This window comes from Streptomyces sp. NPDC001315 (assembly GCF_042896175.1).
Classification (GTDB): domain Bacteria; phylum Actinomycetota; class Actinomycetes; order Streptomycetales; family Streptomycetaceae; genus Streptomyces.
In genome coordinates, this window is sequence record NZ_JBIAWZ010000001.1 from 359,458 (window position 1) to 379,827 (window position 20,370).

Sequence of the window (20,370 nt, forward strand, 5' to 3'; positions counted from 1 at the left end):
AGTACGTCACTTTTTCTGGCAGGTCGGGCACCAGAAGAGGTTGCGGGCGGCGAGGTCGGCGGTGCGGATCTCGTCGCCGCAGATGTGGCAGGGGCGGTTGGCGCGGCGGTAGACGTAGACCTCGCCGCCGTGGTCGTCGACGCGGGGCGGGCGGCCCATCGCCTCCGGGGTGTGTTGCGGGCGGACCGTGTCGATGCGGTTGTTGCGGACGCCTTCGCGCATGAGCTCGACCAGGTCGGCCCAGATCGCGTCCCACTCGGCGGGGGTGATGTCCTTGCCGGCGCGGTAGGGGTCGATGTGGTGCCGGAAGAGCGCCTCGGCGCGGTAGACGTTGCCCACGCCGGCGATGATCTTCTGGTCCATGAGGAGGGCGGCGATCGTCGTACGGCTGCGGCGGACGCGGGCGTACGCGGCTGCCGGGTCGGCGTCCTCGCGGAGGGGGTCGGGGCCGAGGCGGTCGTGTATCGCCTGCTTCTCGGCGTGCGTGATCAGTGCGCAGGTGGTGGGGCCGCGGAGGTCGACGTACGCGGTGTCGTTGGCGAGGCGGAGGCGGACGGTGTCCGTGGGCGGCGGCGCGGGGGCGTCGCCGAAGCCGACCTTGCCGAAGAGACCGAGGTGGATATGGATCCAGTCGGCGTCCCGGAAGCCGAGGAACAGGTGCTTTCCGTGGGCGTCGGTGGTGTTCAGGGGGGTGCCGTCGAGAAGTGCGGCGGCGTCGCTGAACTTGCCCTGGGGGCTCGAGACGCGTGCCGCCCGAGCGGAGAAACGCGCGGCGTAGTCCTGCGCGAGCCGGTGAATCGTGTGCCCCTCTGGCACGTGACCTCGTCCTTTCCACCCACCCGCCCGTCTCGGTCCTTCGACGGGCGGGTCTCGGAAAACCTGCCTACTGCTGCGGGTGGTGCGCCGGGATCGGCGGGAGGTCGCCCGTCGTCTCGTAGTCGGACAGCATGTCGATGCGGCGGATATGACGCTCGTCACCGGAGAACGGGGTGTTGAGGAAGGTCTCGACGAACTTCGTCGCCTCCTCCTCCGTGTGCATGCGCCCACCCACCGCGATCACGTTCGCGTTGTTGTGCTGCCGGCCGAGGGACGCCGTCTCCTCGCTCCAGGCGAGAGCCGCCCGTACGCCCTTCACCTTGTTCGCGGCGATCTGCTCGCCGTTGCCGGAGCCGCCGATCACGATGCCGAGGGAGTCGGGGTCCGCGGCCGTCCGCTCCGCGGCGCGGAGGCAGAAGGGCGGGTAGTCGTCCTGGGCGTCGTAGATGTGGGGGCCGCAGTCGACGGGGTCGTGACCCGCCGCCTTGAGCCATTCGACGAGGTGGTTCTTGAGTTCGAAGCCCGCATGGTCGGAGCCGAGATACACGCGCATGGGACGAGTGTGACACGGGTGTTGCGGGGTAGCAGCTCCGGGTGCCGCGGCGGAAAAGTGTGAGCAAGACTACAGAACCTCAGGGAAACCTCAAGTAACAATCCGGAATCAAAGGTTCCCGAATCCCTGAGCCTCCGTTTCACTGGTCCAACTCGTACACCGCTCGTACGGAGCCCCCCTCAAGCGGCGCAAAGGAAATCCGTCCATGACTTCGCAGCCGACCCTGACGAAGGCCGGAAGTGGCCAGGGAGACCCTGGAGAACCCGGTTCCGGTCTCCACGCCGGTCTGAAGAACCGCCACCTTTCGATGATCGCCATTGGTGGTGTCATCGGCGCCGGCCTGTTCGTCGGTTCCAGTACCGGTATCGCCACCACCGGACCCGGCATTCTCCTGTCGTACGCCCTCGTCGGCACGCTCGTCGTGCTGGTGATGCGGATGCTCGGTGAGATGTCCGCGGCCAATCCGACGTCCGGTTCCTTCTCCGCCCACGCCGACCGGGCCCTCGGCCGTTGGGCCGGTTTCTCCATCGGCTGGCTCTACTGGTTCTTCTGGGTGGTCGTGCTGGCCGTCGAGGCGACCGCCGGTGCCAAGATCCTCGAGGGATGGATCCCCGCCGTCCCGCAGTGGGGCTGGGCCCTGATCGTGATGGTGGTGCTCACCGCCACCAACCTCGTCTCCGTCGGTTCGTACGGCGAGTTCGAGTTCTGGTTCGCCGGGATCAAGGTCGTGGCGATCGGTGCGTTCATCGTCGTCGGCGCGCTGGCCGTCTTCGGCGTGCTGCCCGGCGCGCACACCGACAAGGCAGGACTCGGGAACCTGACCGACCACGGCGGGTTCCTGCCCAACGGGCCCGGCGCGATCCTCACCGGTGTGCTGCTCGTCGTCTTCTCCTTCATGGGCAGCGAGATCGCCACGCTGGCCGCCGGTGAGTCCGAGAACCCGCAGCGGGCCGTGACAAAGTCGACCAACAGCATCATCTGGCGCATCGGAGTCTTCTACCTCGGCTCGATCCTCGTGGTCGTCACGCTGCTGCCGTGGAACGACCCCTCCATCAAGAAGGACGGCTCGTACGTCGCCGCCCTCGACTCCCTCGGTATCGCGCACGCCGGTCAGATCATGAACTTCATCGTGCTGACCTCGGTGCTGTCCTGCCTCAACTCCGGTCTCTACACGGCCTCCCGCATGGCCTTCTCGCTCGGCCGGCGGGGCGACGCGCCGAAGGCCTTCGCGCGGACCACGTCCCGCGGTGTGCCGATGGCGGCGATCATCGCCTCCGTCCTCTTCGGCTTCGTCGCCGTGTTCTTCAACTACAAGTTCCCGGACTCGGTCTTCCTCTTCCTGGTCAACTCCAGTGGTGCGGTGGCCCTGTTCGTGTGGCTGGTGATCTGCTTCTCGCAGCTGCGCATGCGGAAGATCATCCAGGCCGAGGCGCCGGAGAAGCTGGTCGTGAAGATGTGGCTGTACCCGTACCTGACCTGGGCGACGGCCGCACTGATCGTGTTCGTCCTCGGCTACATGCTGACCGACACCGAGGGTGAGAGCAGCGGGCGTACGACCGTGCTGCTGTCGCTGCTGGTCGCGGCGGTCGTGATCGTGATCGCCGTGGTGAAGGAGAAGGTCCGCGGCAGCCGCCAGGCTGCTGTGGGCGAGGTCGAGGCCGACAAGGTGTCCGTGGGCTGACGTCTGCGGCCTCATCGCCGCGCGTGAGGGGAGGGAGCCCGCGGGTTCCCTCCCCTCACGCGTTCACAGGACGGTGAAGTCCTCCTTCACCTGGTTGTACGTCTTCACGGCCTGGGGCTCGGTCTCCGGCTGGTACCAGGTGTTGATCTGGTACGACTTCCCGTTCGCGTTGAAGCCCAGCAGGCTGGCGTGCCACTGGGTGCCCCTGAGGGTGAAGGTGTACTCCCAGACGACCGCCGGGTTGCCGCGGAACGTCGTCTCCTCCAGGCGGATCTTGCGGTAGCCCCGACCCTGGTGGGCGTTCTGCTCCGAGGTCCGCCAGGTGTCCATCAGGTCGCCGCGGGCCAGGGAGGACTTGGCCACGAGTTCCTGTCTGCCGTCGGGTGAGGTGTAGTGCACCTCCGCGCCCGTCTTCACGTCCCTCCGCCAGCCCTTGGGCGTCACCCACGCGAACCCGCCTGCCTCCTGGTGCGCGCCCGGCGGCAGGCTCGGGGGCCGGGAGGTGCCCTCGACCGTGGGCGAGGGGGTACCGGTGGACGTCTTCGGTGAGGCGGACGGTGAGGATGCCCCTGCCCCGGTGTCGTCGGGCGAGGAGGACGCCGTCGCCAGCACGATCCCCGCGACCGCTCCCGCGGTGACCACGCCTACGGCGGCGACGAGGGCTGCCGTACGGCGCCGGCCTCGCCCGGGGGTGGCCGGGCGGGCGGGACCCGGCGGGTCGCCCGGCCCCAGTACGGGCACCGGGCGCCGCTCCGTCACCGCCTGCGCCTGCGCCCGGGCGACTCCGGTGCCCATGGCGTTGGAGGACGTCTCGGAACGCTCCGTGGAGGAGTTGGTGGTGTGGGGGGCAGGGGGTGCGGTGTGTTCGGTACGGGTGGCGGTTTCATGGAGCGCGGGTGCGGGCCGCGCTTCCTCGGTGGGCGTCGGGCTCTGCGGCGGTATCGCGTCCTGTACGGGGGCGGGGGTGGGGGCGGGCTGCCTGGGGTCACGCGGGGCGTCCACAAAGGCCGGCGTGGGCTTCTCCCCCGGGGCCCGCGGAAGGACTCGGGTCGCCGGCTCCGACACCGGTGTCTGCCGGAGTGGCAGCACCTCGGGGTCGGGGTCGAGGGCGGGCGCCGGGGTGGCCCCTGAGGGCGCCTCGGGGACGGGCGGTGGTCCGGGCTGCGGGTCGGGGACGGGCGGTGGTACGGGCTGCGGGTGGGAACCGGGCAACAGACCCGACTGCGACTCAGAACCGGGCAACGGACCCGACTGCGGCTCGGGGGCGGGCGGATGTGCGGGTGCGGAAGCGAAGGGGGTCCCGGACACCGGCGCGGGGGGAGAGAGGGATCCGGAGGTGGGTGCGGGGGGAGAGAGGGATCCGGAGACGGGCGCCGGGAACGCGACCGGTTGCAGGGCGGACTCCACATCCTGGAGGGACGGGCGTGCCGCCGGGTCCTTCTCCAGGAGCGCGGCCAGGATGTCGCGCAGCGGGCCTGCCGTGGCGGGGAGTTCGGGCTCCTCGTAGAGGACCGCGTGCAGGGTCGCCAAGGTCGTGTCGCGAGAGAAGGGGGAGCGGCCGCCCAGGGCCGCGCAGAGGGTCGCACCCAGGGACCAGACGTCGGACGGCGGGCCCTGGCGGCGGCCGGAGATTCGTTCGGGGGCCATGTAGTCGGGTGAGCCGACCAGCATGCCGACCATGGTCAGCGCCTTCGCGTCCTGGATCGCGGCGATGCCGAAGTCCGTCAGGACGACGCGTCGTCGGCCGGTCTCCACCAGGACGTTGCCCGGTTTGATGTCACGGTGCAGGACGCCCCCGGCATGCACCTGCCGCAGTGCCGCGACCAGGCCGAGGCCGATGCGTGCCGTCTCACGCGGGCTCAGTGGGCCGTCCTCCGCCAGGGCCCGTTCCAGGGAGCGGCCGGCCACCAACTCCATGACGATCCACAGGCGTTCGCCCTCGTCCACCACGTCGTACACGCGCACGACGTGGGGGTGGTCGATCCGGGCCGTCGCCCGGGCCTCGCGCAGTGTGCGCTCGCGGCGGGTGCGGGTGTCCTCCGCGTCGGGTCCGTCGATGCGCATCTCCTTGACGGCGACCAGGCGGTCGAGCGTTTCGTCGACAGCCCGCCACACGCGCCCCATTCCGCCCTGGCCGATGCTTTCGACCAGCCGATAGCGCCCCGTCACCAGCAGCCCTGGAACACCGCCGCTCCTCGCGTTTCCCGCGTTTCCCGCACTTCCCCGGTCTTCCCCGTTTCCCCTGTTTCCCGCATTACTCGAGTTTCCCGAGTTTCCCGAGTTCCCCCGCAATCCGCTGCACCCCCCTCACCGGCAGTCCGGTCGGTCTCCCCTGGCACACAATGGTCACACTTGATGCCGTACCAGCATAGTGCGGAGAAATCTTGTGGTACCTCTTCAAGTACTGCGAATTCAGGCGCAGTCCAGGGGGACCCAAGGGGGACGAACATGAGTTCTCGTCGGATGACGGCCATTGCGGGATCGCTGGTCACGGCATCTTTCTCGGCCGTGATGATCCTTCCGTTCACGGCCACCGCCGATGACCAGGGACCGGGCAGCAGCAAGGGGGGAAAGGTCGTTGACGAGGCACCGGCGGGCGTGAAGCTGACCACGCTGCTGCCGGAGAAGATCTCGGTCGACAACAGTTCGAAGAAGACGGCGATTACCGCCACGGTGAAGAACGAAGGGACCGAGGACAGCGGCGACATCAGGATGTGGGTGGTCGGTTTCGACGGCCTCGAGGTCACGAACGTCCAGGGTTGCTCGGCGATCGCGGAAAAGGATCTTCCGCCGGGTTCGAACAGCGGTTTCAATTGCGCCGTCGGCAATCTCGCGGCGGGCAAGTCGAAGTCGTACGACGTGTCCGCGACGTACGACCTGAGCAAGACCGGGAAGATCTGCCTGCCCGTTCAGACCGCAGACGGGAAGAAGACCTTCTGGCAGCAGGGACCGGTCCCGTTCGGCACGACGAACCCGTCGCCGAACGCCCCTGCCACCCCGCTGCTGCTCGGCACCGACAACCAGCCCGTGGCGCCGGGCGGTGACGAGCTGCCCAAGACCGGCGTAGGACGCGACGTCCTGCCGCTGGGCGCGGCCGGCGCGGCACTCGTCGCGGCGGGTGCGGCCGGGCTGTGGTGGTCGCGGCGGCTGCCGCGCGCGCGGCAGAACTGAGCGAGCGCGGAGGAAGAAACAGCGAAGAGGCTCGCCGGGCGCAGTCGCGGCACGACCCGGCGAACCTCTTCCGCGTTCGAACTATGACGTCAGCGCTTGATCAGCTTCCAGGCGGCGGGCAGCGCGCCCATCGCCAGGGCCGCCTTCAGGGCGTCGCCGATCAGGAACGGGGTGAGGCCTGCCGCGATCGCGGCGGAGGCGGACAGGTCGGCGGCCAGCGCCAGGTAGGGGACACCGACGGCGTAGATGATCGCCTCGCCCAGCAGCATCGTGCCCGCCATGCGCAGGACGGAGCGGTCGGCGCCGCGGCGGGCCAGGGCGCCCACGACGGTGGACGCGAGGAGCATGCCGAGGATGTAGCCGAAGGACGGCGCGGCGGAGCCGGAGGTGCCGTCGGCGAACCACGGCACGCCCGCGATGCCCGCCAGCGCGTACAGGGCGAGGGCGAAGACGCCGCGGCCGGCGCCGAGGGCGGTGCCCACCAGCAGGGCGGCGAAGGTCTGCCCGGTCACCGGCACCGGGGAGCCCGGGACGGGGACCGAGAGCTGGGCCGCGAGGCCGGTGAGCGCGGCGCCGCCGAGCACGAGGGCGATGTCCCGGACGCGGGAGGCGGGCAGGAGGTCGGCGAGGACCTGTCCTGGGCGGGCGGTGGCAGTGGCGGCGGCGGTGCTCATGGGGACTCCGCGGGGTGAGGGCAGCGAGGGACATCGTGACGCTATCCCAGCGATCACGGGGTGATCACCGTCAGCGCTCGACAAAGGGGGGATCAAGGGCTTGGTGGGCTTCGCACAAAGGAAGCTGGTTACGCATGGTTCAGCGTGATGCCGGTCACTGAGGTCGGGTGGCGTGAGCAACGGGAGTGGTACGGCGGCCATCTGTAGGGTTTCGCCAATGCGGGCGGCGGGCGCTGTGGGTGCCGTCTCGCCCGTCGGTCGCCGTCTGGGCAGGGGTCGGACGCTTTGCTAACTTCGAACGCATGGTTGCCCAGGCCCGGTACTTCTCGTCGCGTCGCTATGTCGACCTGCGACGCCAGGGCACGGCCACCTGTCGCCTCTCCTGGTGAGGCGGACGGAGCGATCCGGTGCGCGCCTCACGTCAGCAGACGGCGCAGTGTCGGACCGGCTCCCCGAGGAAGATGCCCCATGCCCCGTACCGCGGCACCCACCCTGACCTCCCCCGTCCCCCGTATCGCGGACAGCGACCGGCGCCGCACCAGCGCCAGTGTCATCCTGCGTTCGGTGCTGGAACACGGGCCCGTCGCGCGCAGCACCATCGCCCGACTGACCGGGCTGTCTCCGGCCTCCGTCACCGACCACTGCGCCCGGCTCGCCGACCTCGGGCTGATCCAGGAGGCAGCCGTTCCCCGGCGCAGCAACGGGGTGGGCCGTCCGCACGTCCCCGTGGACCTGGACGGCTCACGGTTCGTGGTGGGCGGGGTGCACGTGGCCGTGCCGTACACGACCGTCGCGCTGCTCGATCTGCGCGGCCGGGTGGTGGCACGGCGGGAGTTGAAGCATCGGAGTCCCGATCCCTCCGAGGTGCTGGCGCGGGCCGCCGACGGGCTGGGGGCGCTGCTGGCCGGCGCTCCGGGCAGCCGGGCCGTGGGGGTCGGGGTCGCGGCCGGCGGCTGGGTGGACCGGGATTCGGGGACCGTCGTCGAGCATCCGCTGCTCGGGTGGCGGGACGTGCCGGTGCGGGACGCGGTCGGTGACCGCACCGGGCTGCCGGTGCACGTGGACGGACACGCACGGGCGTTGGTGAACGCGGAGCGGCTGTTCGGGCGGGCGCGCGGCAGCCGGAGCGTGCTGCACCTGTTCGTCGGGAACATGGTCGACGCGGCGTTCGCCACCAATGACGAGGTGCACCATGGCCCGCGCTCACAGGCGGGCGCCATCGCGCATCTGCCGCTGGCCGGCGGCACCGAGCCCTGCGCGTGCGGGCGGGTGGGCTGTCTCCAGGTCGAGCTCAGCGAGCGGGCCCTGTGCCGGCGGGCCCGCGAGGCCGGGGTGATCGACGGCGTCAACCCGATGCATGTGGTCGCCGCGGCCGACGCCGGGAACCCGGTGGCCGTACGGCTGTTGGGGGAGCGCGCGCGGATGGTGGGGCGGGCGGCGGGGCTGCTGCTGGACGTGCTGAACCCGGAGAGCGTCGTCGTCACCGAGGTCGGGGCGCTGTACCGGGAGGACTGCCTGGCCGCGCTGCGGGAGGAGGTCGGGGCGGAGCGGAGCGCCGCCGTCTCGCCGAGCAGTTTCCCCGACTCGGTTCTCGCGGTGGCGGGCGGCGCGGTCGCCCTGGACGTGCTCTACCGGGATCCGCTGGCTGCGGACGTCTCGCCCGCGCTGACTTAATTCAGAAACTCCGAATGTTGACAGGCCTTACGCGGAGACAGGAACATCTTTCTCATGAGCTGTCGCACCTTCTGTTGCTGACGCCCGGAGCGCCGGGAGCGCGCCCCTCTCCGCGCATTTCGCCGTGTGAGTTCCTTGTGTGAATTCCTTTTTTCCGGGTCCTGCCGTACCCGGAATTCCGCCTGCCTGTGTCTGTATTTTCCGTTCCCCTGGGGGTCCTCCCATGCCCGTTTCCCGTGCGCCCGGCGTCGACCGACGCCTCTTCCTCGCCTCTTTGCTCGGCGCCGCCGCGGGGGTCGCCGGTCTCAGCGGCTGCGCCGAGAGCAGCGCCGCCGCGGACAGCAAGGGCGCCTCGACGGCTCCGCTCGCCGACAAGGTGCCCGCCGGCACGAGCCTGAAGATCGCCTCCTATCAGGGCACGCAACAGTTGCAGTTCAAGCTGGCGAAGCTGCCCGAACTGCCCTTCACGGTGTCGAGTTGGCTGAACATCGGGGCCGGCCCCGATGTCATCAACGCCTTCCGGGCGAAGTCGCTCGACCTTGCCAACAATGCGGGTATTCCGCCGATCCAGGCGCATTACCAGGGATTCGACGCGAAGATCGTCGCGATCAACATCACGCGCAAGCCGAACTACGTCTTCGCCACCAAGCCCGGCAGCGACATCAAGAGCGTCGACGACTTCCGCGGAAAGAAGCTGGCGTTCTCGCAGGGGCAGGCACAGGGCGTCGTCCTGCTGCGGGCGCTGAAGCAGGCGGGCCTGAAGTACGACGACGTGAAGCTCGTCCCGCTGACCAGCAACCAGTTCCTCACCGCCCTGCAGTCCGGCCAGGTCGACATCGCCCCGCTCGGCAACACCCAGTCGCCCGCCTACCTCAAGCAGTACGAGTCCAAGGGCGCCCGCGTCATCACCACCGACGTCGTCGACCTGCTCAACCTGCTGTGGGCGCCGACGTCCGTGCTGAACGACAAGGCGAAGGCGGCCGCCGTCGCCGCCTACATCCCGCAGTGGGCGCAGGGCCTGGTGTGGAGCTACGAGAACCCGGACGTCTGGAACGAGGAGTTCTACGTCAAGACGCAGAACCTGACCCTCGACCAGGCCAAGTCGATCACCGCGCTCGCCAACAAGCCGCTGTTCCCGCCGAGTTGGGACGAGGCCGTCAAGTGGGAGCAGGAGACCGCGGACCTCCTCGCGGAGGGTGGCTTCGTGAAGAAGTTCGACGTCTCCTCGCTCTTCGACCACCGCTTCGAGGGCATCGCCGCCAAGTCCGTGGCAGCCGAGTACCGGAGTTGACCGCCATGACCACCAGCGCAAGCACGACCACGAGCACGACCGTGACCGCGGTCCCCGCCGTCGCCGTCGACGACGACGGCCCCCGGGTCCGCCGCCGACGCCGCGGACTCGCCCCCGGCAAGCCTCTGCCCGCCTCCCGGCTCGTCGGCCCCCTGTTCGTCATCGCCCTGTGGGCCGTCGCATCCGCCGCCGGACAGCTGGACACCGGCGCGATCCCCGCGCCCTGGACGGTGGTGAAGACCGGCGCCCACCTGTGGACCGACGGGACGCTGACCACCGACATCCTCACCTCGCTGGAGCGCGCCTCCTACGGCTTCGCGATCGGCCTGACCGCCGGCGTGGTGCTGGCCCTCGCGTCCGGGCTCACCCGGACCGGGGAGGCGCTGATCGACGGGACGGTGCAACTCAACCGGGCGATCCCGACCCTCGGTCTGATCCCGCTGTTCATCCTCTGGCTGGGCATCGGCGAGACCTTCAAGATCGCGATCATCGCCATCGTCGTCTACATCCCGATCTACCTCAACACGCATGCCGCGCTGTCCGGCATCGACAACCGGTTCGTCGAACTCGCCGAGGTGCAGGGGTTGTCGAAGCTCCGGTTCATCCGGCAGATCGTGATCCCCGGCGCCCTGCCCGGCTTCTTCGTCGGGCTGCGGCTCGGAGTGACCGGATCCTGGCTCGGCCTGGTCGTCCTGGAGCAGATCAACGCCACCAGCGGCCTCGGCTACATGATGTTCCAGGCGCAGAACTACGGCCAGTCGGACGTCATCCTGGTCGGCCTCCTCATTTACGGCGTCTTCGGTCTCGTCTCCGACACCGCGGTCCGTCTCATCGAACGGAGGGTGCTGTCGTGGCGCCGCACACTGAGCAACTGACCCGTCCGGCCGTGCAGTTGCGCGGCCTGACCCGGTCCTTCGAGGGCCGTACCGTCCTCGACGGCATCGACCTGGACCTTCCCGCCGGCCAGTTCACGGCCCTCCTCGGGCACAGCGGCTCCGGCAAGAGCACACTGCTGCGGGCCGTCGCCGGCCTCGACCACAACGTCGCCGGAAGCGGTCAGCTCACCGCCCCGGAACGGGTGTCCGTGGTCTTCCAGGACTCCCGGCTGCTGCCCTGGCGGCGGATTCTCGACAACGTGCTCCTCGGCCTCGACGGCAAGGAGGCGGCACGGAAGGGCCGCGAAGCCCTCGCCGAAGTGGGGCTGAAGGACCGCGAACGGGCCTGGCCCAACGAGCTGTCCGGGGGCGAGGCACAGCGCGCCGCCCTGGCCCGCTCGCTGGTGCGCGAGCCCGAACTGCTCCTCGCCGACGAACCGTTCGGCGCGCTGGACGCGCTGACCCGGATCAAGATGCACAACCTGCTGCGCGAGCTGTGGGAGCGCCACCGGCCGGCCGTGCTGCTCGTCACCCACGACGTGGACGAGGCGATCGTGCTCGCCGACCGGATTCTCGTCCTCGACCGGGGCCGTATCGGCCTCGACCTGTCCATCGACCGACCGCACCCGCGCTCCTACCGGGACCCGCTGCTCGGCGAGTACCGGGAGCGGCTGCTCGCCGCCCTGGGCGTGACGGAGGACCACGCATGACCCGGCACCTGCACCTGAACGCGTTCCTGATGAACACCGGCCACCACGAGGCGTCCTGGCGGCTCCCCGAGAGCGACCCCTACGCCCACGTCCAGCTGGAGCACTACGTCCACCTGGCCCGGATCGCCGAACGCGGCACCTTCGACTCCCTCTTCCTCGCCGACGGCCCCCAGCTGTGGAACAGCGTGGCCCAGCGTCCCTCGGGCGCCCTGGAACCGCTCACGCTCCTCACCGCCCTGGCGACGGCGACCCGGCACATCGGCCTGATCGCCACGGCCTCCACCTCCTACAACTCCCCTTACAACCTGGCCCGCAAGTTCGCCTCCCTCGACATCATCAGCGGCGGCCGGGCGGGCTGGAACATCGTCACCACCGCGGGCGCCGAGGCCGCCCGCAACTTCGGTCTGGACACCGAGCCCGCCCACGCGGAGCGCTACGCACGCGCCGCCGAGTTCCTCGACGTCGCCCTCAAGCTGTGGGACAGCTGGGAGGACGACGTGATCGTCGCCGACAAGGCGGGCGGCGTCTGGGGCGACGACGCCAAGATCCACCCGCCCCGGCACAAGGGGACGTACTTCAGCGTCGAGGGCGCCCTCAACGTGCCCCGTACACCGCAGGGCTACCCGCTCCTCGTGCAGGCGGGCTCCTCGGAGGACGGCAAGCGGTTCGCGGCCCGGTACGCGGAGGCGGTGTTCACCGCCCAGCAGACCCTGAAGGACGCGCAGGACTTCTACGCCGATCTCAAGTCCCGCGCTTCTCAGGAGGGCCGCGACCCCGACCACATCAAGGTGCTGCCCGGCATCGTCCCGGTCATCGGCTCGACGGAGGCCGAGGCGCTCGCCGACGAGCGGGTCCTGGAGGACCACATCGTGTACACGCACGGGGTGGGCCGCCTGGAGAACCTGCTGCACCTGGAGCCGGGCACCCTCGAACTCGACGGCCGGCTCCCCGCCGACCTGCCGCCGGAGAGCGCGATCGAGGGCGCGAAGAGCCGCTACACGCTCGTGGTGGAGCTGGCCCGGCGCGAACGCCTCACCGTCCGGCAGCTCATCGGGCGGCTCGGCGGCGGCCGCGGGCACCTCACCTTCGCCGGTACGCCCGAGCAGGTCGCCGACGCGATCGAGGGGTGGTTCACCCAGGGCGCCGCCGACGGCTTCAACATCATGCCCGCGGTGCTGCCCTCCGGCCTCGACGCCTTCGTCGACCACGTCGTCCCGATCCTGCGCACCCGGGGCCTCCTCCGCACGGAATACGGCCCACGGCAGACCCTGCGGGAGCGCTACGGCCTCCCGCGCCCCGCCAACCAGTACGTCGACGTCGCACCCGCACTCGTCTGAAAGGAACGGCAGACATGGCCGACATCCAGATCCGCAAGGTCACCGCGAACATCGGCGCCCAGATCTCAGGCGTCGACATCACCGAGCCGCTCGACGAGGAGACCACCGCCGCCCTGCGCGAGGCGCTCAACGTCCACAAGGCCCTCGTCTTCGACGCGGAGGGCCTCGACGACGAGGGCCAGCAGACCTTCGTCCGCAGCTTCGGGGACGTCACCACCGCCCACCCGACGGTGGCCGCCGTCGACGGCGCCCCGAACGTGCTGCCCGTCGACAGCGAACGCGGCCGGGCCGCCAACCACTGGCACACCGACGTCACCTTCGTCCTCAACCCGCCGCAGGCGAGCACCCTGCGCAGCATCACGATCCCGCCGTACGGCGGCGAGACCCTGATCGCCAGTTCGGCGGCCGCCTACCGCGACCTGCCCGAGTCGCTGCGCCGGCTCGCGGACACGCTGTGGGCGGAGCACACCAACGACTACGACTACGCCGTACCGGAGGAGGAGATCGACGAGGAGCAGGCCGCCCAGCGCGCCCTGTTCACGTCGATCAAGTACCGCACGGTCCATCCGGTGGTCCGCGTCCACCCGCTGACCGGTGAGCGCGGGCTGTTCATCGGCGGCTTCGCCCAGCGCATCGTGGGCCTGTCGCCGGGCGAGTCCCGCAAGATCCTCGACCTGCTGCAGGCGTACGTGGTCCGGCCGGAGAACATCCTCCGCCATCGCTGGTCGGAGAACCAGCTGGTCCTGTTCGACAACCGCATCACCCAGCACTACGCCGTCGACAACTACGACGGCCTGCCGCGCCGTCTGCACCGGGTGACCGTCGCCGGCGACGTGCCGGTCGGCATCGAGGGCAAGGAGAGCTACTCGATCGAGGGCGACGCCTCGCACTACACGACGGTCGCCACCACGACCGCCGCGTAACCGGGGCGCTACGACCCGTAAAGCACGCGTCCGGATAGTGGGCGGCCGCTCCCACATAGCGGAGAGGCCGCCCAGACTGTGGGAGTTTTTGACCATCCCCCCGCACTGAACGAGCCGCGCCCATGCCCAGCAGCAGCACCCCCGTCGAGACGCCGCCGCAGAAGGACCAACAGGACGGCGCCTCCCCCTCCCCCCACTCCCTCTCCCACGGGCTGAAGCAGCGCCATCTGTCGATGATCGCCCTGGGTGGCGTCATCGGCGCCGGCCTGTTCGTCGGCTCCGGCGCGGGCATCGCCGCCGCCGGGCCGTCGATCGTCGTGGCCTACGCCGTCTCCGGCCTCCTTGTGATGCTGGTGATGCGGATGCTCGGCGAGATGTCCGCCGCCCACCCCTCCTCGGGGTCCTTCTCCGCGCACGCCGAGCGGGCCATCGGCCCCTGGGCGGGCTTCACCGCCGGCTGGTCCTTCTGGGTCCTGCTGTGCACGGCCGTCGGCCTGGAGGGCATCGGCGCCGCGAAGATCGTCACCGGCTGGCTGCCGGGCACGCCCGAGTGGGCCTGGGTGGCCCTCTTCATGGTCGTCTTCTGCGGGGCGAACCTGGCCGCGGTGAAGAACTTCGGCGAGTTCGAGTTCTGGTTCGCGGCCCTGAAGGTCGGCGCGATCTCCCTGTTCCTCGTGCTGGGCGTGCTGGCCCTGGCCGGCGTTCTGCCGGGCACCGACTCCCCGGGCGCCTCGAACCTCACCGACTTCCTCCCGAACGGGGGCGAGGGCCTGGTCATCGGCCTGCTGGCGTCGGTCTTCGCGTACGGCGGCCTGGAGACGGTGACGATCGCCGCCGCCGAGTCGGAGAACCCGGTCAAGGGCGTGGCGAGCGCGGTCCGTACGGCGATGTGGCGCATCGCGCTGTTCTACATCGGCTCGATGGCGCTCATCGTCACCCTCGTCCCCTGGGACTCGAAGGAGGTCGTCGAGAAGGGCCCGTACGTCGCCGCCCTCGACCACCTCGGCATCCCGGGCGCCGGCCAGCTGATGAACGTGGTCGTGCTGGTGGCGCTGCTGAGCGCGATGAACGCCAACATCTACGGCTCCTCGCGCATCGCGTACTCGCTGGTGGAGCGGGGCCAGGGCCCGAAGGCGCTGGGGAAGGTGTCCGGCGGGGTCCCGCGCGCCGCCGTCCTCGCCTCCTGCGTCTTCGGTTTCGCCTGCGTGGTCCTCAGCTACTGGCGGCCCGACGACGTCTTCCCCTGGCTGCTGAACATGATCGGCGCGGTCATCCTGGTCGTCTGGATCTTCATCGCCGTCTCGCAGCTGCGGCTGCGCGGCAGGCTGGAGCAGGAGGCGCCGGAGAAGCTGGTCGTGCGGATGTGGGCGTTCCCGGTGCTGACGTGGGTCGCGCTGGCCGGGATGGCGGCGATCTTCGTCCTCATGGCCCGCGAGCCCGACACGCGCGTGCAGCTGTACTCGACGGGCGGGATGACGCTCGTCCTGGCCGCGGTCGGGTACGCCTGGCAGCGGGCGCGCGCCAGGAGCTGAACCCGCGCGCTCACCGAAAGGCCCTCACGTCGAACACGTGGGGGCCTTCGCGTCCACCGATCGGTGGACGGCAGGTTCAACCGAGCACCCGTGTCCCCCGACTGCCCTGCTCAGCGAGGCTTTCGGGCATGAGAACACTGACTGTACGCATGGCGCGCTCGAGCGCGCGGCACCCCTGGCGGGCGCTCCTGGGCTGGCTGTTGTTCGTGGCGCTGTGCCTGGGAGTCGGCAGCGCCGTAGGCACCAACAGCGCGAAGACGGCCGACTACCGGGTCGGCGAGGCCGGCCGGGCCGAGGCCATGGCCGCCGAGGGGCATTTGGAACGCCTGTCCGCCGAGCAGGTGCTGATCTCGGCCCGCTCCGGCGCCCTGGACGAGCGGGCCGCCGCCTCCGCCGCGACGGACCTCACCGCCCGGATGAAGCGGCTGCCCGAGGTCGCGGGCGTGGCCGCCCCGGTACGGTCCTCCGACGGCCGCGTCCTCATGGTCGAGGTGTCCGTCAAGGGCGAGGAACGGGACGCGAAGGACAAGGTCGACGCGCTGGTCGCGCAGACCGGGGCCGTACAGAAGGACCATCCGGAGCTGCTGCTCGAAGAGACCGGAAGTCCCTCCATCAGCAAGGGGGTCGACCAGCAGCGCGGCGACGACCTGGCGCTGTCCGAGAAGATCACGCTGCCGGTCACGCTCGTCACCCTGCTGGTCGTGTTCGGCTCGCTCACCATGGCCGCGGTACCGCTGCTGCTGGCGCTGTCGTCGATCGCGGCGGCCGTCGGGCTGGCCATGGTCGCCTCGCATCTCTCTCCCGACGCCGGGGTGGGCACGAACGTCATCCTCATGATCGGCCTCGCGGTCGGCGTCGACTACACGCTCTTCCATCTCAAGCGGGAGCGGGAGGAGCGGGCCCGCTCGGGTGGCCGGCTGAGTCCGGAGGCGCTGGTGGAGCTGGCGGCGGCGACCTCGGGGCACGCGGTGGTGGTGTCCGGGCTCGCGGTCGTCGCCTCCACCGCGACGCTGTACCTGGCCTCCGACGTGATCTTCTCCTCGCTCGCGACGGGCACGGTCGTGGTCGTCCTGGTCGCGGTGGCCAGCTCGCTGACCGCGCTGCCCGCCCTGCTCACCGTGCTCGGCAGGCGGGCCGAGCGCAGGGCGCGGCGGCGGGCGGAGCGCGGGAAGCCGGCCCGACGGACCCGTAAGCCGGAGGACGGCGGCCGGTTCTGGACGGCGCTGCTGCGGCCCGCCGCCCGGCATCCGCTCGCCACTCTCTGCGCCTCGGTCCTCGCCCTGCTCGCCCTGGTCCTGCCGCTGACCGGCCTGAACATCACGGAGATGAGCCGGGACACGCACTCCCGCGAGATCCCCGCGATGCGGGTGTACGACCGGCTCAACGCCGCGTTCCCCGAGCACCGGGTCACCCACCAGGTCGTCGTACGCGCCGACGCCTCGCACGGCACGGAGGTCGGCGGAGCGCTGCGCGAGCTCGCCGAACGCGCCGACGCCGACCCGCTGTTCGCGGGCGCCTCCCGGATCCGGACCTCCGCCGACCACCGGATCAGCACGCTGGAGCTGAGGGTGCCGTACCTCGGCGACTCGCCGCAGGCGTACGACTCCCTGGACCACCTGCGCGACGACTACCTGCCGGCCACCGTCGGCCGGGTCGCGGGCGCCGAGTACGGCGTGACCGGTGACGTGGCCCGCTACACCGACTATCCCGCCCACCAGAACAGCAAACTCCCCTTGGTCCTCGGGGCGTTGCTGCTGGTGACCTTCCTGATGACGCTGTACGCGTTCCGCTCCGTCGTCCTCGGCCTGCTCGGTGTCGTGCTCAACCTGCTGTCGGCGGCGGCCGCGCTCGGCCTGCTCGTCCTCGTCTTCCAGCACACCTGGGCCGAGGGGCTGCTCGACTTCCACTCCACCGGCTCCATCGGCTCGCGCGTACCGCTGTTCCTCTTCGTGATCCTGTTCGGGCTGTCCATGGACTACCAGGTGTTCGTGGTCAGCCGGATCAGGGAAGCGGTGCTCGCCGGAACGCCCACGCGGCAGGCGGTCCTCGACGGGATCCGGCGCTCGGCGAGCGTGGTGACCAGTGCCGCGGTGGTGATGACGACCGTCTTCGTGAGCTTCGTCTTCCTGCACATCATCGAGATGAAGCAGATCGGCTTCGTGCTCGCGGCGGCCGTCCTCCTCGACGCGTTCGTCGTCCGTGTGCTCATCCTGCCGTCGGCGCTCCTGCTGCTCGGCGAGCGGACCTGGTGGCCGGTACGGCCGGTCCAGCGGGCCGAACCCGCCCCCGAGAACACCCTGGTCGACGTACGTTGATCGGTATGACAGCTCTCGCCGGACCGTCCGCCGATGCCTTCTGGTCCACCTCATTGCACCGGTGGAACACGGTGTGCTGGGTGCTGTTCGCCGCGATGGCCGTCGGGATCGCCACGATGGGGCGGCCCGGCGGCAGCACCTACGCGGCGCTCGCGCTGCTCGCCGGCGTGGCACTGGGCTTCGCCGTGCTGCTCCGTTTCCCCGGCAATCCCGTGGTACGGCCGCACGGCTATCTCACCGTGCTGGTGCTGGCGCTCGGCGGGCTGGCGTATCTGCGCACCAGCTACGCGGCGCTGTTCATGGTGACGCTGCCGCACTACTGGATGTTCGGGCGGACGCCCAGGGCCTCGATGGGGTTCCTGGGGCTGGCCACCGCCGGGACACTGGTGGGGAGTTGGGTGCAGCAGGGCTGGTCGGCGGAGTTCTTCGGGGAGACCACCGTGTCCACCCTGATCGTCGTCGCCGTGGGGGTACTGATCGGGCTGTGGGCGCACGCGGTGGTCGAGCAGAGCATCGAACGCGCCCGGCTGATCGACGAGTTGAAGCGGACTCAGGAGCAGCTGTCCGAGGCGCACCAGCGGCAGGGCGCGGCGGACGAGCGGGAGCGGATGGCGCGGGAGATCCACGACACGCTCGCGCAGGGCTTCGCGTCGATCGTCGTCCTCGCGGAGGCGGCCCGGGCGGGACTCGCCGCCGACCCCGGGCGCAGTGCGCGTCAGCTGCGCTCGATCGAGTCGACGGCTCGCGAGAACCTCGCCGAGGCCCGCGAGCTGGTCGGCTCGGCGGGGCAGCCGGGCGGGGCGGCGGCCGGGTCGGTCGACCGGACGCTGCGCCGGATCCTGGACCGGTTCGCGGAGGACACCGGGCTCACCGTGGAAGCGGAGCTGGCCGACCTCGACTGCGACCAGCAGACCCGGATCGCGCTGCTGCGCTGCACCCAGGAGTCCCTGGCGAACGTGCGCAAGCACGCCCGCGCGTCCACGGTCGGGGTGATCCTGGCCCGGCGGCCGTACGGGGTGGAGCTGGAGATCACCGACGACGGCACCGGGTTCGTGGTGGAGGCCTCGACGGGCTTCGGGCTCGACGGGATGCGCAAGCGGCTGGCGGAGCTGGGCGGGCGGCTGACGGTGACGAGTTCGGTCGGGGACGGGACGAGGGTCCTGGCGGTCGTTCCGCCGGGCGGCGAGGGGGCGGCATGAGCGAGGGGAAGCTGCGGGTCGTGGTGGTGGACGACCACACGGTGATGCGGGCCGGGGTGATCGCGCTCCTCGACGGCGAGGCGGGCATCGAGATCGTCGGCGAGGCGGGCGACGGCCGGGCGGCCCTCGACCTGGTCGCCCGGCACGACCCCGATGTGGCGCTGGTGGACCTGCGCATGCCGGTGCTGGACGGGGTCAGGACGACGACCGAGATCGTCGCCCGTCACCCGCGTACCCGGGTGCTGATCCTGACGACGTACGACACCGACGCCGACATCGAGCGCGGGGTGGAGGCGGGCGCCATCGGCTATCTGCTGAAGGACACGACCCGCGAGCAGCTGGTCGACGCGATCCGGGCGGCGGCGCGCGGCGAGACGGTGCTCGCGCCCCGGGTGGCGGAGAAGCTGGTCGCGCGGATGCGGCGCCCGGCCCAGGATCCGCTGACCGCGCGCGAGACCGACGTCCTGAGCGCGGTGGCCGACGGGCTGACCAACGCGGAGATCGGCCGCCGGCTCGTCATCTCCGAGGCCACGGTCAAGACCCATCTGCTCCGGCTGTTCGCCAAACTCGATGTGAACGACCGGACGCGGGCGGTGGTGGTGGCGTTGGAGCGGGGGCTGCTGCGGGGACCGTAACGCGTACGACACGACGGCGCGTACGACACGAGGGGAGCAATCCATGGCCACCAAGTACCTGGACTGCCGGAACTGTGGCGACATGCAGGACTTCAGGCCGCTGACGGACGAGGAGAAGGCCGCCGTCAGGACGATCGTCGAGGTGCGGTACGTGCACGACTACTGGCGCTGCACCGCCGTCGGCTGCCTCCGCTTCCAGCGCTGGTACGCGAAGGGGGACGGGGCGAGCCTGCCGGAGGAGTTCCGGGTGCCCGCCCCGCCCGATCCGCAGGAGTGACCGCCGGCGGTTCGCCGGCGGTCGGCTACGGGACGCTCACAGGTTGCTGAAGTCCGGGCCCTTGGTCCGGGTGCGCTTGATCTCGTAGAAGCCCGGGACCGAGGCGACCGCGAGGGTGCCGTCCCAGAGGCGGGCGGCCTCCTCGCCCTTCGGGGCGGGGGTGACGACCGGGCCGAAGAAGGCGATCTGCTCGCCGTCGGCGCCGGGGACGGCGATGACGGGGGTGCCGACGTCCTGGCCGACCTTCTCGATGCCCTCCTTGTGGGAGGCGCGCAGCTCGGCGTCGAACTCGAAGTCCTCCTGGTCGGCGTACTCGATGAGGTCGGCGGGCAGGCCGGCGTCCTCGAGGGCGGCCGCGATGGCCTCGAGGGTCGGGCCCTCTTCGTTGTTGTGGAAGCGGGTGCCGAGCGCGGTGTAGAGCGGCCCCAGGACCTCGGCGCCGTGCTTCTGCCAGGCCGCGGTGACCACGCGCACCGGCTTCCACGCCTTGGTGGCGAGCATGTCGCGGTACTCCTCGGGCAGCTCGTCCAGCCGGTTCTCGTTCAGCACCGCCAGGCTCATGATGTGCCAGCGGACCTCGATGTCGCGGACCTTCTCCACCTCCAGCACCCACCGGGACGTCATCCAGGCCCAGGGGCACAGCGGGTCGAACCAGAAGTCGACGGGAGTCTTGGCGGAAGCGGTCGCGGTGTCGGACATGGCTCTCC

At 70.6% G+C, this 20,370-nt stretch carries 18 protein-coding genes; 13 read left to right on the forward strand and 5 right to left on the reverse strand.

Going from position 1 to position 20,370, the window contains the following annotated elements:
* Nucleotides 1–6: 6 nt before the first annotated feature.
* Nucleotides 7–816, reverse strand: coding sequence for an Fpg/Nei family DNA glycosylase (locus ACFY16_RS01555; protein ID WP_390645045.1), 810 nt, complete (start codon nt 814–816; stop codon nt 7–9).
* 67 nt (nt 817–883) lie between these two features.
* Nucleotides 884–1,369, reverse strand: a complete 486-nt coding sequence (locus tag ACFY16_RS01560) for a ribose-5-phosphate isomerase (protein ID WP_390645046.1) — start codon at nt 1,367–1,369, stop codon at nt 884–886.
* A 205-nt stretch (nt 1,370–1,574) separates the two neighbouring features.
* Between ACFY16_RS01560 and ACFY16_RS01565 the strand changes: the two genes are divergently transcribed.
* Complete coding sequence (locus ACFY16_RS01565; protein ID WP_390645047.1) at nt 1,575–3,050, forward strand: amino acid permease; 1,476 nt, start codon at nt 1,575–1,577, stop codon at nt 3,048–3,050.
* A gap of 63 nt (nt 3,051–3,113) precedes the next feature.
* On the opposite strand, the gene ACFY16_RS01570 is transcribed toward ACFY16_RS01565, so the two are convergent.
* Nucleotides 3,114–5,165, reverse strand: a complete 2,052-nt coding sequence (locus tag ACFY16_RS01570; protein WP_390646069.1) for a protein kinase — start codon at nt 5,163–5,165, stop codon at nt 3,114–3,116.
* A gap of 333 nt (nt 5,166–5,498) precedes the next feature.
* Between ACFY16_RS01570 and ACFY16_RS01575 the strand changes: the two genes are divergently transcribed.
* On the forward strand, nt 5,499–6,221 hold the full coding sequence (locus ACFY16_RS01575) for an LPXTG cell wall anchor domain-containing protein (RefSeq protein ID WP_390645048.1): 723 nt from the start codon (nt 5,499–5,501) through the stop codon (nt 6,219–6,221).
* Between the two features lie 89 nt (nt 6,222–6,310).
* On the opposite strand, the gene ACFY16_RS01580 is transcribed toward ACFY16_RS01575, so the two are convergent.
* Complete coding sequence (locus tag ACFY16_RS01580; protein WP_390645049.1) at nt 6,311–6,895, reverse strand: biotin transporter BioY; 585 nt, start codon at nt 6,893–6,895, stop codon at nt 6,311–6,313.
* A 468-nt stretch (nt 6,896–7,363) separates the two neighbouring features.
* On the opposite strand from ACFY16_RS01580, the gene ACFY16_RS01585 reads away from it, so the two are divergent.
* From ACFY16_RS01585 to ACFY16_RS01635, 11 genes are all read left to right on the forward strand, one after another.
* Nucleotides 7,364–8,569 (forward strand): ROK family protein, encoded by a 1,206-nt coding sequence (locus tag ACFY16_RS01585; protein ID WP_390645050.1) that lies wholly within the window; start codon nt 7,364–7,366, stop codon nt 8,567–8,569.
* Between the two features lie 223 nt (nt 8,570–8,792).
* Nucleotides 8,793–9,860 carry an ABC transporter substrate-binding protein gene (locus ACFY16_RS01590; RefSeq protein ID WP_390645051.1) on the forward strand — a complete coding sequence of 356 codons (1,068 nt, stop codon included), beginning with the start codon at nt 8,793–8,795 and terminating at the stop codon, nt 9,858–9,860.
* A 5-nt stretch (nt 9,861–9,865) separates the two neighbouring features.
* Nucleotides 9,866–10,735 carry an ABC transporter permease gene (locus ACFY16_RS01595; RefSeq protein WP_390645052.1) on the forward strand — a complete coding sequence of 290 codons (870 nt, stop codon included), beginning with the start codon at nt 9,866–9,868 and terminating at the stop codon, nt 10,733–10,735.
* Nucleotides 10,711–11,445, forward strand: a complete 735-nt coding sequence (locus ACFY16_RS01600; protein ID WP_390645053.1) for an ABC transporter ATP-binding protein — start codon at nt 10,711–10,713, stop codon at nt 11,443–11,445. Before ACFY16_RS01595 ends, ACFY16_RS01600 begins: the two co-directional genes overlap by 25 nt.
* On the forward strand, nt 11,442–12,782 hold the full coding sequence (locus ACFY16_RS01605) for an LLM class flavin-dependent oxidoreductase (protein ID WP_390645054.1): 1,341 nt from the start codon (nt 11,442–11,444) through the stop codon (nt 12,780–12,782). The genes ACFY16_RS01600 and ACFY16_RS01605 overlap by 4 nt, the downstream gene beginning before the upstream one ends.
* Nucleotides 12,783–12,796: 14 nt before the next feature.
* Nucleotides 12,797–13,705, forward strand: a complete 909-nt coding sequence (locus tag ACFY16_RS01610; RefSeq protein WP_390645055.1) for a TauD/TfdA dioxygenase family protein — start codon at nt 12,797–12,799, stop codon at nt 13,703–13,705.
* Nucleotides 13,706–13,827: 122 nt separating this feature from the next.
* Complete coding sequence (locus ACFY16_RS01615) at nt 13,828–15,237, forward strand: amino acid permease (protein WP_390645056.1); 1,410 nt, start codon at nt 13,828–13,830, stop codon at nt 15,235–15,237.
* Between the two features lie 128 nt (nt 15,238–15,365).
* Nucleotides 15,366–17,552 (forward strand): MMPL family transporter, encoded by a 2,187-nt coding sequence (locus ACFY16_RS01620; RefSeq protein ID WP_390645057.1) that lies wholly within the window; start codon nt 15,366–15,368, stop codon nt 17,550–17,552.
* A gap of 5 nt (nt 17,553–17,557) precedes the next feature.
* Nucleotides 17,558–18,751 (forward strand): sensor histidine kinase, encoded by a 1,194-nt coding sequence (locus ACFY16_RS01625; RefSeq protein WP_390645058.1) that lies wholly within the window; start codon nt 17,558–17,560, stop codon nt 18,749–18,751.
* Entirely contained in the window at nt 18,748–19,386 is a 639-nt protein-coding gene (locus ACFY16_RS01630) for a response regulator (protein ID WP_390645059.1), read from the forward strand. Before ACFY16_RS01625 ends, ACFY16_RS01630 begins: the two co-directional genes overlap by 4 nt.
* A 43-nt stretch (nt 19,387–19,429) precedes the next feature.
* On the forward strand, nt 19,430–19,663 hold the full coding sequence (locus tag ACFY16_RS01635) for a hypothetical protein (RefSeq protein WP_390645060.1): 234 nt from the start codon (nt 19,430–19,432) through the stop codon (nt 19,661–19,663).
* A gap of 36 nt (nt 19,664–19,699) precedes the next feature.
* Here the strand turns inward: ACFY16_RS01635 and ACFY16_RS01640 are convergent, their stop codons facing one another.
* Nucleotides 19,700–20,362 carry a DsbA family protein gene (locus ACFY16_RS01640; protein ID WP_390645061.1) on the reverse strand — a complete coding sequence of 221 codons (663 nt, stop codon included), beginning with the start codon at nt 20,360–20,362 and terminating at the stop codon, nt 19,700–19,702.
* Nucleotides 20,363–20,370 lie beyond the last annotated feature (8 nt).

What these genes read in the sequence shown, in the direction of transcription:
- ACFY16_RS01560 (WP_390645046.1), bottom strand. Translation starts at nt 1,369, where the DNA reads ATGCGCGTGTATCTCGGCTCCGACCATGCGGGCTTCGAACTCAAGAAC.
- ACFY16_RS01565 (WP_390645047.1), top strand. Translation starts at nt 1,575, where the DNA reads ATGACTTCGCAGCCGACCCTGACGAAGGCCGGAAGTGGCCAGGGAGAC.
- ACFY16_RS01575 (WP_390645048.1), top strand. Translation starts at nt 5,499, where the DNA reads ATGAGTTCTCGTCGGATGACGGCCATTGCGGGATCGCTGGTCACGGCA.
- ACFY16_RS01580 (WP_390645049.1), bottom strand. Translation starts at nt 6,895, where the DNA reads ATGAGCACCGCCGCCGCCACTGCCACCGCCCGCCCAGGACAGGTCCTC.
- ACFY16_RS01585 (WP_390645050.1), top strand. Translation starts at nt 7,364, where the DNA reads ATGCCCCGTACCGCGGCACCCACCCTGACCTCCCCCGTCCCCCGTATC.
- ACFY16_RS01590 (WP_390645051.1), top strand. Translation starts at nt 8,793, where the DNA reads ATGCCCGTTTCCCGTGCGCCCGGCGTCGACCGACGCCTCTTCCTCGCC.
- ACFY16_RS01595 (WP_390645052.1), top strand. Translation starts at nt 9,866, where the DNA reads ATGACCACCAGCGCAAGCACGACCACGAGCACGACCGTGACCGCGGTC.
- ACFY16_RS01605 (WP_390645054.1), top strand. Translation starts at nt 11,442, where the DNA reads ATGACCCGGCACCTGCACCTGAACGCGTTCCTGATGAACACCGGCCAC.
- ACFY16_RS01610 (WP_390645055.1), top strand. Translation starts at nt 12,797, where the DNA reads ATGGCCGACATCCAGATCCGCAAGGTCACCGCGAACATCGGCGCCCAG.
- ACFY16_RS01615 (WP_390645056.1), top strand. Translation starts at nt 13,828, where the DNA reads ATGCCCAGCAGCAGCACCCCCGTCGAGACGCCGCCGCAGAAGGACCAA.
- ACFY16_RS01620 (WP_390645057.1), top strand. Translation starts at nt 15,366, where the DNA reads ATGAGAACACTGACTGTACGCATGGCGCGCTCGAGCGCGCGGCACCCC.
- ACFY16_RS01625 (WP_390645058.1), top strand. Translation starts at nt 17,558, where the DNA reads ATGACAGCTCTCGCCGGACCGTCCGCCGATGCCTTCTGGTCCACCTCA.
- ACFY16_RS01630 (WP_390645059.1), top strand. Translation starts at nt 18,748, where the DNA reads ATGAGCGAGGGGAAGCTGCGGGTCGTGGTGGTGGACGACCACACGGTG.
- ACFY16_RS01635 (WP_390645060.1), top strand. Translation starts at nt 19,430, where the DNA reads ATGGCCACCAAGTACCTGGACTGCCGGAACTGTGGCGACATGCAGGAC.
- ACFY16_RS01640 (WP_390645061.1), bottom strand. Translation starts at nt 20,362, where the DNA reads ATGTCCGACACCGCGACCGCTTCCGCCAAGACTCCCGTCGACTTCTGG.